6 protein-coding genes are annotated in these 11505 nt (G+C 55.9%); 3 read left to right on the top strand and 3 right to left on the bottom strand.

Annotation, left to right across the window (positions count from 1 at the left end; genetic code table 11):
- Window positions 1-41 precede the first annotated feature (41 nt).
- Window positions 42-1484 carry an FAD-binding oxidoreductase gene (locus IBT46_RS00650; protein ID WP_200543106.1) on the bottom strand — a complete coding sequence of 481 codons (1443 nt, stop codon included), beginning with the start codon at window positions 1482-1484 and terminating at the stop codon, window positions 42-44.
- 14 nt (window positions 1485-1498) lie between these two features.
- Complete coding sequence (locus IBT46_RS00655; RefSeq protein WP_200543107.1) at window positions 1499-3664, bottom strand: FepA family TonB-dependent siderophore receptor; 2166 nt, start codon at window positions 3662-3664, stop codon at window positions 1499-1501.
- Between the two features lie 887 nt (window positions 3665-4551).
- Between IBT46_RS00655 and gdhA the strand changes: the two genes are divergently transcribed.
- Window positions 4552-5895, top strand: coding sequence for an NADP-specific glutamate dehydrogenase (gdhA, locus tag IBT46_RS00660; protein ID WP_200543108.1), 1344 nt, complete (start codon window positions 4552-4554; stop codon window positions 5893-5895).
- A 181-nt stretch (window positions 5896-6076) separates the two neighbouring features.
- On the opposite strand, the gene IBT46_RS00665 is transcribed toward gdhA, so the two are convergent.
- Window positions 6077-7471 (bottom strand): amino acid permease, encoded by a 1395-nt coding sequence (locus IBT46_RS00665; protein WP_200543109.1) that lies wholly within the window; start codon window positions 7469-7471, stop codon window positions 6077-6079.
- 606 nt (window positions 7472-8077) lie between these two features.
- Here IBT46_RS00665 and dld point away from each other — a divergent pair.
- Both dld and IBT46_RS00675 read left to right on the top strand, forming a co-directional pair.
- Window positions 8078-9769 carry a D-lactate dehydrogenase gene (gene dld, locus IBT46_RS00670; protein ID WP_200543110.1) on the top strand — a complete coding sequence of 564 codons (1692 nt, stop codon included), beginning with the start codon at window positions 8078-8080 and terminating at the stop codon, window positions 9767-9769.
- A gap of 38 nt (window positions 9770-9807) precedes the next feature.
- Window positions 9808-11505 carry an Hsp70 family protein gene (locus IBT46_RS00675; RefSeq protein ID WP_200543111.1) on the top strand — a complete coding sequence of 566 codons (1698 nt, stop codon included), beginning with the start codon at window positions 9808-9810 and terminating at the stop codon, window positions 11503-11505.

Below are 11505 nucleotides of genomic sequence, written 5' to 3' on the forward strand. Positions count from 1 at the left end.
AGCCCGCGCATCAAGAGGCGCGGGCTGGAATACCGGCAGGATCAGTGGCGGAAGGTGAACGGTGAACCGTCGCTGAAGCGGTTGAAGCGGTAGATATGAGGATTACAGGTGGTCTGTTCGCCGGCGATCAGCTGCGCCAGCATCTGGCCAGCCGCCGGGCCGGTCGTCAGGCCATTTCCTGAAAAGCCGGTTATCACGTAAATATCGTTGCGGTTGGCGACGGCGGAAATGTAGGGCGTTGAGTCCGGGCTGGCATCAATAATCCCGGCCCATTGCTCTTTCACCGTGGTCTGTTGATAGGCAGGCCAGGCACGGCGAAGGTTTGCCAGCGCCTCCTGCGTTGCCGTGTGGTCAACCTGGCCGGACAGCATCCTGATCTCTTCAAACGGCGTAATATCCTGTGCCGACCAGCGTGATTTCATATTCAGCGAATGGAAGAAATCACGGGTGAACGTTATCTTCAGCAGGTCCGATGAATAGCGCAGGCTGGGGAAGAAATCGGTCAGGTACTTAAAGCTGGCTTTGGTCACCGGCGCGATATGCTGCATCACCCCAATTGAGGTTTCACCATTTGCCATCTGCCGCCAGACAAAATCGGGGCCATAGCCTGCGCCGGGTAAGGTTCCTTCAGCGCTGCTGATGCGCATCATGGAGGAGTCAATCGACAGCTGCGGCAGATGATAGCCCGCGTTTTCGGCGAACAGAGCCGACCAGGCGCCTCCCGCCAGGACCACATTCTGGCATTTGATAAAGCCCTGTTCGGTATGGACGCCCGCAACCCGGCCCGCTGCGTATTCGATGGTGCGTGCGGCGCAGGGCGCAACAATCTTCACCCCTTCCCGCATGGCACCTTCGGCGATACGAGAGACGGACCAGACCGGTTCTGCCGTGCCGTCGCTGGCCTGATACAGCATCGCTTTATATTTGTCCCCGGCACCGGCAATAACGGCGTTCATCGCTGCACCGGAAACGATGCGGGCATCGCATTGCGGATCGCGCGCGTGGGCGTGCTTCAGCCACTCTTCTGCCGCTGAGATTTCTTCATCGGTGTGCATCATGACGTAGTTGCCCGATGCTCTGAACCCAACGTCGGTATCAAAGCGGCTGGCAAAGCCCGACCAGATACGTTTGGACTGATTGGCTAACTCATACTTGCCCAAATCCCAGTGGTTGGAATAAACCCAGCCGAATGCGCGGCTGGACTGCTCTCCGGCGACGACGCCTTTTTCCAGCACCACCACGTTCAGTTTCTTTTCATTAAGGAACAACGCGGTGGATATTCCGGCAATGCCGCCGCCAATCACCACCACGTCGGCTTCCGCCGGGAGATCCGCATGGGTTGACACTGCCTGAGCGCGCGGGATCTGCGAAGCTGAAATGTACCCGGGGCGGGCGGCGGTAAACACCCCCGCTGTAAAGCCCACCGCTGCACCGGCAATACCGCATCCTGCGCCCATTAAAAATTTACGACGACTGACTGACATCTCTGTTCCTCGCCTCAGAATGATACGGTAGCGCCGAAGTAATACGCCCGGCCCGGTTCGTTGTAGGTTGAGGCCCCTTCGGCCCGGCGTTTAATCTCTTTATCAAACAGATTGCTGATGCCGGTTTTCAGATCGAGGTTCTTCGTCATCTGGTACTGCAGGTTTAAGCCCACCAGTCCATACGATCCTACGCGGGTCTGATCCAGGCCGTTATTTAACTCGGTATGGTTAACGGCATATTTTCGTGGCTTTTGCGGGCCGTAGAAGGTGTAGCTGACGTTCGCCGACAGGTCCTGACGGATTTTCCAGTCGAGGGTTGAGTTAATGGTGTATTCAGGAATAATCGACAGCGGATTTCCGGTGGTTTTATCCTCGGAGGTAATCATATAAGTGGCGTTAGTATTAAAGTTCAGCGCATCGCTGACCGGGACGGTGACGTTGGCTTCCAGACCCTCCACCACCGCTTTTCCGGTATTTTCCCAGCGCAGGATGGCGGTACCGGAATTCGTTGCGCCAAGGAAATCATTCCCGGCGATAATTTTATTTTTATAGTCATTTCTGAACCACGTAATACCCGCGGCCCAGCCCTGATGATTAAATTCCAGCCCGATCTCTTTATTCACGCTGACTTCCGGTTTGAGATCGTCATTGCCCGCCAGGTAGCAGGGCTCATAGCCCACGGTGAGCGGGCAGCCATTACCCCGGGAATAAAGCAGATAGTCGGGGCTGGACTGGTAGAGGTTTGGCGCTTTGAACGCCCGCGCAATACCGGCCTTCAGAGTAAAGTATTCGCCCAGCGCCTGTGACAGATTCAGGCTGGGGCTGAAATTGCTGCCAAAGCGGTTATCGTAATCCATGCGCAGACCCGGTATCACCTGGGTGGTTTCGGTGGCCTGAATATTGTCTTCGAAATAGATGCCGCTCAGATCGGAGTGGGACTTCACATGGCTGCCGTTTGCCGCCGCGCCGCTGACGGCGTCGCCGGAAATCAGCGTTTGCAGTGCTGAATTCGGGGCCTCAAGCTCGGAGCGGTTCCACTCCGCGCCAAGGGTAATGGTCTGCTCACGCAGCCAGTCAACGGGGAAGTTAATCTCGCCGTTCACCCGGTAGTTCCGCAGCTGGCTGGTGATGAAACCGGCTCCGTCTTTAATCGACCCCTCCGTGCGCCCGGTCAGGCCTTCATCGAGTCGGCTGTTGCGCGTTCCGTCATACTGGAATGCCAGCTTAGACTGGCCCCAGTCCCAGATGCCGTTGTGCGTGATGCCGAAATTCTGCCGATAAAGCTTATTGGTTTCCGCGCCGGACTGCGCCAGCGCCTTCGTGGCATCAGAAGCCAGGCTGAACTGAGTATCACCCGCGTAAATATTTCCCTGCCTGCTGTAGCCCGCTTCGAAATCAAGGGTTTGATTATTGGTCGGTTTCCAGGAGAGCACGGCGTTAATATCTTTATTACGTACGCCTTCACGTCCCGCAGGGGTTAAACCCGAACTGTTATCTGTGCCATTAATCGACGGGCTGTCGGCTTTGGTTTTATTCCAGCTGCCGTACAGTCTCATCGTTAATGCTTCATCCGCCAGCGGGCCGCTGAGGCTGAAGTTGGTCCGGTTGGTATTCCCCTCGCTGCTGCTTTCTGGCTGATTGAGGAAATAGCTCAGCGAGCCGTGCCAGGCATTGGTTGGCCGTTTGGTGATGATGTTCACCACGCCGCCCGCCGCGCCGGAACCGTAGCGTGCCGCTGCGGGTCCTCGAATCACTTCAATACGTTCAACTTCTTCAGCCGGTACCCAGTTGCTGTCGCCGCGTGTGTCGCGTTCGCCGTCCCACGCGTAGCGAATAGCATTGCGAGAGGTGACCGGATTGCCATCGATCAGAATCAGCGTGTTTTCCGGGCCCATTCCGCGAATATCAATCTGCCGGTTATTTCCCCTGGCGCCGGTGCTGCTGTTGCCGGTGAGATTCACGCCCGGCATTTTGCGAATAATATCTGAGAGATCGTTAACCGGAGGATGTTTACTGATGTCTTCGGCGGTAATGACCGACACGCCCGGCTGCTGTTTAATCTCCTCTTCGGCGGTGACGAATAAGGTTTGTTCAGCGGACTCTTCTTTTTTTAGTGGATTATCGCCATCCGCATCAGCGGAATACGCGGGAGGCAGGATGCCGTATAGCGCGAAAAGCATCAGTACCCTGAGAGGTTTGAACGCAACAAAAGTCGTGGTTTTCATAAGATAAGCGCATTTTTTTAATAAGGATGTTTATGATATGCATTCTCATTAAAGGATGTAAACAGAAAAGTGTACATATGTACAACTTATTAATCCCTTCAAAAACAGGGCCTATTTATCGGGAATGGTGGTGGCAAGAATGACCGATAAAGTGAGAGAACGTATTCCTGGAAAAGAAGATGGCGCTTTTTAAACGGCGAAGATAAGGGTGTTTTAAGCGGATAATAACAATTCGTAATGTGACGTCAGAGGCTAATACTTGTCGGAATTTGCGGTAGCCTGAACTATTACTTCGATAAGTAATGGATTATTTTATCTCCAGGTTTTGAGCATTGCCTTTATGCTTTTAGTGATAAGTGTGCCACCTTAAATGGCTTTTATTCGCGAATGTTAATCAGGTTTAATAATCATTTTGGGTTATTTAATACCATTGTAAAAAATGTGAATTAACGGGTGTTTTTACCGTGTCTTTAATTTTTATGTGTCTTTATGATTAACTTTAATTAGCATTTATTCGTCATAATTTTTTCTTATAGATTGTCTTAACCTTATGTAATTATGGTCTTTTTGTTATGGTGCCAAATGGCTTGTATTGGCATGGTTGATTTTAGCGCGATCCCTTGCAGAGCACGCCAGCCGTGCCCTGGACGATGATGAGTCACGAAATTCGTGCGTCATCCTGTCGCTCGATATAGGTTTTCAGGCGATTAAAGGTGCAAAACTTTTTTGTTGTGCGCTTGAAAAGCGATGATATAGTCGTTGACGCACAATATTACCTCACTGGCTATTCAAATAACTCTTAATTAGCACCAGTGACATCCCACAGTCAGAAGGATTTAGTAATGAAAGGTTTTAACTCTCTGGAGTCGTTTCTAACCTCCGTCCAACAGCGTGACCCTAATCAACCGGAATACCTGCAGGCGGTACGTGAAGTCTTTACCTCTCTGTGGCCGTTTCTGGAACAGAACCCGCAGTATCAGGAGCAGGGATTGCTGGAACGTTTGGTGGAACCAGAGCGAGCCATTCAGTTTCGCGTAGCCTGGACCGACGACCGTGGCCAGGTACAGGTGAACCGCGCATGGCGCGTGCAGTTCAGCTCTGCTATTGGTCCTTTCAAAGGCGGTATGCGTTTCCATCCTTCTGTAAACCTGTCAATTCTGAAGTTCCTCGGCTTTGAACAAACCTTTAAAAACGCACTGACCACGCTGCCGATGGGCGGGGGAAAAGGCGGTTCTGACTTTAATCCGAAAGGCAAAAGCAACGCGGAAGTGATGCGCTTCTGCCAGGCGCTGATGACCGAACTGTATCGCCACCTGGGCCCGGATACCGACGTTCCGGCGGGTGATATCGGTGTGGGCGGCCGTGAAGTGGGCTTTATGTCCGGGATGATGAAAAAGCTGTCCAACAACACCAGCTGTGTGTTCACCGGTAAAGGTCTGACCTTCGGCGGCAGCCTGATCCGTCCTGAAGCCACCGGTTATGGCCTGGTGTACTTCACCGATGCAATGCTGAAGCGCCACGGTCTGGGCTTTGAAGGCAGCCGTGTTTCCGTTTCCGGTGCCGGTAACGTGGCGCAGTACGCCATCGAGAAAGCGCTGGAACTGGGTGCGCGTGTCATCACCGCTTCCGATTCCGGCGGCACCGTGGTGGATGAAGAAGGCTTCACCACCGAGAAGCTGGCGCATCTGGCCGAGATCAAAAACGTACGTTACGGCACCGTGGAAGACTACGCCCGCGAACGCAACCTGGTTTACCTCGCCGGCCAGCAGCCGTGGAGCGTGCCGGTGGATATCGCGCTGCCGTGCGCCACGCAGAACGAACTGGATCTGCCTGCCGCTAAGCAGCTGATTGCTAACGGCGTGAAGGCCGTTGCCGAAGGCGCGAACATGCCAACCACCATTGCGGCAACCGATGCCTTCCTGGATGCTGGCGTACTGTTCGCACCGGGCAAAGCGGCTAACGCCGGTGGCGTGGCGACTTCAGGTCTGGAAATGGCGCAGAACGCCGCGCGTCTGAGCTGGAAGGCTGAGAAAGTGGATATTCGCCTGCAGCACATCATGCTGGATATTCACCACGCCTGCGTTGAGCACGGCGGTGAAGGCAAGCAGACCCATTACGTTCACGGCGCGAACATCGCTGGCTTCGTTAAAGTGGCCGATGCGATGCTGGCGCAGGGCGTACTGTAAGCGTTCAGGCCGTCTGCGGTGGGCGATTGTGCCCATCGGGCGGCATCAGCAGGCGGCATCCGTAAAGACGCCGTCCTCTGCAAAACAGGCTCTGTCGGTTACCCGGCAGAGCCTGTTTTATTATGTGGCCACACGCTTACGTTTTTTCAGCAGCTACGCACACGGTCGCTCTTTCAGGCGCTCACACCGCCTCTGACTCAACCTGCGCTTTGCGCTGCTTCACCCGCCAGACCCACTCCAGCAGAATAAACCACAGCGGCATGGTACACAGCGCCGTCAGCGTATCGGCATCAAACACCATCACCACCAGTGAGAACAGGAAGAACAGCAGGGTCAGCCAGCTCATGGCGATGCCCGCCGGCATCTTGAAGGTGGAACGCTGGTGCAGATCCGGGCGACGTTTGCGGTATACCAGATAGGCAATCAGGATCATCGCCCAGCTGTAGATCACCAGAATCGCCGCCAGGGTCGAAACCACGGTGAACAGCGTCATCACGTCCGGCACCAGGAACAGCAGCAGCGTACCAATCAGCATACAGAAGCAGGTAAACAGCAGGCTGTGCACCGGAATCGAGGTGGTGCGTGACAGAATGCGGAACTGCCAGTGGGCGTGATCGTCAACCGACAGGCCGTAGAGCATGCGGGTGCTGGAGTAAACGCCGCTGTTGGCGGAGGACATTGCCGAGGTGAGGGCAACAAAGTTGATAATCGCCGCCGCCGCCGGAAGCCCGGCTTTATCAAACAGGGTGACGAACGGGCTGGTATCCGGCGCGATATGCTGCCAGGAAGTCACGGCAATAATCACCACCATCGACAGCACGTAGAAAATGATAATGCGCATCGGAATGGCCTTAATCGCCTTCGGCAGCACGCGCTCGGGTGAGCGGGTTTCGGCGCTCATGGTACCCAGCAGCTCAATACCGGTGTAGGAGAAGATGGCGATCTGGAAACCGGCGAAGAAGCCGACAATGCCGTGCGGCATAAACACCTGCGGGTTGGTGACGTTGCTCAGTGACGCCTGCACGCCATCCGGCGAGGTCCAGCCGCTGGCGATCATCCAGCCGCCGGTGACGATCAGCGCCACGATGGCAATCACCTTGATAATGGCGAACCAGAACTCGGCCTCGCCAAACATTTTTACCGACAGCAGGTTAAGCAGGCACAGCAGCGCCAGCGTTGACAGCGCCGGTATCCACGGCGACAGTTCCGGCAGCCAGTACTGCACGTAGCCACCGCAGACCACCACATCGGCAATGCAGGTCACTACCCAGCTCAGCCAGTAGGACCAGCCGAGGTAGAAACTGGCTTTCGGCCCCAGATAGTCGGCCACGAAGTCGGCAAACGAGCGATAGTCCAGCCGGGTCAGCAGCAGCTCACCCATCGCCCGCATGGTCATATACATAAAGAATCCGACCACCACGTAGGTAATCAGAATGGAGGTTCCCGAAACGGCAATGGTTTTACCTGCCCCCATAAACAGCCCGGTACCGATGGCACCGCCGAGGGCGATCAGCTGGATATGGCGGGAACTCAGGCCCCGATGCAGATTTTGCTGCGCATCCGCTTGGTCAGACATGGCATCCTCTCAATATTTTTTTGCAGGCAAAGCAATCCCGTCCCGATGAAAAAGGGGGGCAGGCGTACTACGCGACGAGAAAACGGACAGCGCCGTATGGCCTTCACTCAGGCCAGAACCGCTGGCGGGAGGTGAGCGAGTGGCCTAATGCTGGCCGTGGGGAATAACAATGTCAACACAGAATAGCTCGGAATTATTCACTTTTTGATCACATTCAAGTTTCTGAAAAACAGAGGAAAAATTAATTTTATGCATTTTGTGTGAATAAAATATGCATAAAAATACTTTGCCTATGGCTGCTAAAAAGCTAACTATTTATTCATCCTTTCCTGCCGTTTTTTTCAAAAAAATAATCCACGGTCAGAATAAAAATGCGTCGCGCTATTTCTGGACGAACGGCCAGTCATCCAGTCGATTGCCTCTGCATAATGCGCTTTCACCGAAGATCTCTCTGAAATTCCCGAACTGGCTGAAATCATTATCAATGTTGTGGATTTATCCGCCGATAAACCGCGGCATTTTCTGTCGAACAGTGCTAGCTCTGGCGGAAAAGTGTCAGGTACACTCTTTGCGCACATCAATCTTCCAGGGAGAGGTCAACCCGCTATGCAACATGCCAATACCCTACAACAGCTTGGCAAGGTGGTCGGTGCCGACGGTCTGATTACCGACAGCTATCAGAAAGCGTACTACTGCAAAGGATTTCGCGTGGGCCACGGTGACGCGCTGGCCGTGGTGCTGCCTGCAACGCTGATTCAGCTCTGGCAGGCGCTTAAAGTCTGCCAGCAAAACGACGTGATTATTCTGATGCAGGCGTCCAATACCGGCGTGACCGGCGGATCGACCCCGCACGGAGACGATTACGATCGCCCGGTGGTCATTATCAGCACCCGTAAAATCAAAGGGGTGCAGGTGATCGATAATGCGCAGCAGATTATTGCGTTCCCCGGCAGCACGCTGACCGAACTGGAAGAGAGCCTGAAGCCGTACGGCAAAGAACCGCACTCGGTGATCGGTTCCTCCTGCATTGGTGCCTCCGTAGTGGGCGGCATCTGCAACAACTCCGGCGGATCGCTATTACAGCGCGGCCCGGCGTTTACCGAAAAATCACTGTTTGCCCGCATCACCGACGACGGTCGGCTGGAGCTGGTGAACCATCTGGGTATCGATCTGGGCACCGAGCCGGAGCAGATGATTGCCCGGCTGGAATCCGGCGATTACACCACCGGCACCGCCGCCGACTGGCAGGGGAAAATCTGGGCCGACGACTACGCCTCGGTAATTAAGGATGTGGATGCCGTCACGCCAACGCGCTTTAACGGCAATCCGCAGTATCTGCACGACAGCGCGGGCTGCGCCGGAAAGGTGATTGTGTTTGCCGTGCGCCTCGCCACCTTTGACGCCACGCCGCAGGAAGACACCTTCTATATTGGCACCAACGATGAGCAGGTGCTGCTGGAGCTGCGCCGCTATCTGATTGAAAGTCTTGAACAGCTGCCGATTCAGGCGGAATACATTCATCGCAATGCCTTCCGCCTGACGCTGCGCTATGCCCGCCATATGCTGCTGTCGATTAAGCGGCTGGGGCCGTCGGCACTGCCGGGGCTGATGCAGAAAAAAGCCCGCTGGGATGCGCGGGTGAAGCAGCTCAAGCTGCTGCCGGCCAACACCATCGATAAGCTGATCCAGCTCGGTAACCGGCTGACGCCGTCGACGATTTCGCCGCGCCTGCTGTCGTGGCATCGCCGCTATGAGCATCATCTGATGATCAAGGTCGCGCACGTAGAAGCCGCCGCGATGAACCGCCTGCTGACTGCGTTCTTTGCCGAGCGCAACGGCGACTGGTTCCACTGTACGGAAGCGGAGCAGGGCGATGCGTTTCTGGTGCGTTTCGGCGTCGGTGCCTGCACCGTTTTTTACTGCGACTACTACGGCATCAATACCGATCGTCGGCTGATTGCCTTCGACGTGGCGCTGCGGCGTAACGACGAGCAGTGGATGATCCAGCTGCCGCCGGAACTTCAGGCGCAGGTACTGGAAGGGTCCTGCTGTGGCCACTTCTTCTGCCTGGTCAATCATCAGGATTACATCCTGAAGCCCGGCGTGGACGGCGCAGCCTTTAAAGACGCGGTGCTGGAATACCTCGATCGGCGCGGAGCGAAGTACCCGGCGGAGCACAATATCGGCCATCTGTATCACGCCTCCAGCGAGCACGAGCAGCATTTTCATCAGCTTGACCCGACCAACAGCTGTAATCCGGGTATCGGCAAAACCAGCAAGAAAAAGAACTGGGCATAACATTTACCCGCGCGGGCGGGTCAACAAGGACAGCGTGAATGACCACCGATTTAGTGATTGGTATCGATCTTGGCACCTCAAACAGCTTGCTGTGCCTGTGGCGCAACGGACGTTCAGAACTGGTGCCGAACCGCTTTGGCGATTTTCTGACGCCTTCGGTCGTCGGCGTGGACGATGCGGGCAATATGCTGGTGGGCCAGCCAGCTAAGGCGCGATTACAGTCGCATCCTCACCTCACCGCCGCCAGCTTTAAGCGCCATATGGGCAGCGAAACCACGGTTAAGCTTGGCGCACAGAGCTTCCGCGCCGAGGAGCTGTCGGCGATCCTGCTGCGTCAGCTGAAAGAGGATGCGGAAAACGCCCTCGGTCAGCCGGTATCCTGTGCGGTGATCACCGTACCGGCCTATTTCAACGACGTGCAGCGCCGGGCGGTGAAAACTGCCGGTGAACTGGCCGGACTGGAAGTGAAAAGGCTGCTGAACGAACCGACCGCCGCCTCGCTGGCCTTTGGCCTGCTGAATAACCAGCAGCAAAAGTACCTGACCTTTGACCTCGGCGGCGGCACCTTTGACGTGTCGATTATCGATATGTTCGACGGCGTGGTGGAAGTGCGTTCCAGCAGCGGTGACGTGTTCCTCGGCGGCGATGACTTTAACGCGGCGATCCTGCGCTGGATGCAGCAGCAGTTCCCCGAGCTGAATCAGGCGGAAGGTGCACTCTACGCCAGCCTCACCCAGCTGGCCGAACGCCTGAAGTGCGATCTTACCCAGTCCTCTCCCACCACCGCCGAGCTGGAATGGCAGGATAAGCGCTGGCAGTGGGAGCTGAGCGAGGCGAAGTTTGCCGAGATTTGCAGCGAGCTGATTGCCCGCCTTCAGCGGCCCGTCAGCCAGGCGCTGCAGGATGCCCGTTTCACCCTCGATCAGCTGGATCACGTGCTGCTGGTGGGCGGCGCTACGCGTATGCCGCTGATCCGTCAGACCGTGGCCCGCCTGTTTGGCCGCTTCCCGCGCCACGATCTGCATCCTGACCAGGCGGTGGCGCTGGGCGCAGGCGTGCAGGCCGGGATGGTGATGGAGGACAGCGCGGTGGAAGACGTGATCCTTACCGACGTGATGCCCTATTCGCTGGGCGTGGCAACGATGCGCGAGCAGCATGGCCGCCAGGAATCAGGCTTCTTCCTGCCGCTGATTGAGCGCAATACCTTCCTGCCGGTGAGCATGGAGAAAACCCTGTGTACCGCCGTCGACAATCAAACCGTGGTGGAGGTTGAGATCTACCAGGGGGAAGGGCGGCGGGTGAAAGACAACATCCAGCTGGGCGAAATTAAACTTGAGGTACCGGCGCGCAAGGCGGGTGAAGTCAGCATCGACGTGCGCTTTACCTATACGCTGGACGGTATTCTGGAAGTGGAGTGCCGTACGTCGGCATCGGACACCATCAGCCGGTTGGTGATTGAAAACGTGCCGGGCCAGATGAGCGCGGAGGAAATCCAGCAGAGCCTGCAACGGCTGGCCTCGCTGAAGCAGCATCCGCGCGATCGACCGGAAAACCGCCGGGTGCTGACCCGCTGCAACGAGCTTTATCGCTTCCTGCTGGGTGAAGAGCGGCAGCAGATTGATGCGGCGCTATCGGCGTTTGAACAGCTGCTGGAAACCCAGGATGTACGTCAGATTGCTGATTTCCGTCAGCATCTGGAACAGATGCTGTCCCGCTACGATAACTGGACCCAGTAA

The organism is Erwinia sp. S38, assembly GCF_016624545.1.
Taxonomy (GTDB): domain Bacteria; phylum Pseudomonadota; class Gammaproteobacteria; order Enterobacterales; family Enterobacteriaceae; genus Erwinia; species Erwinia coffeiphila.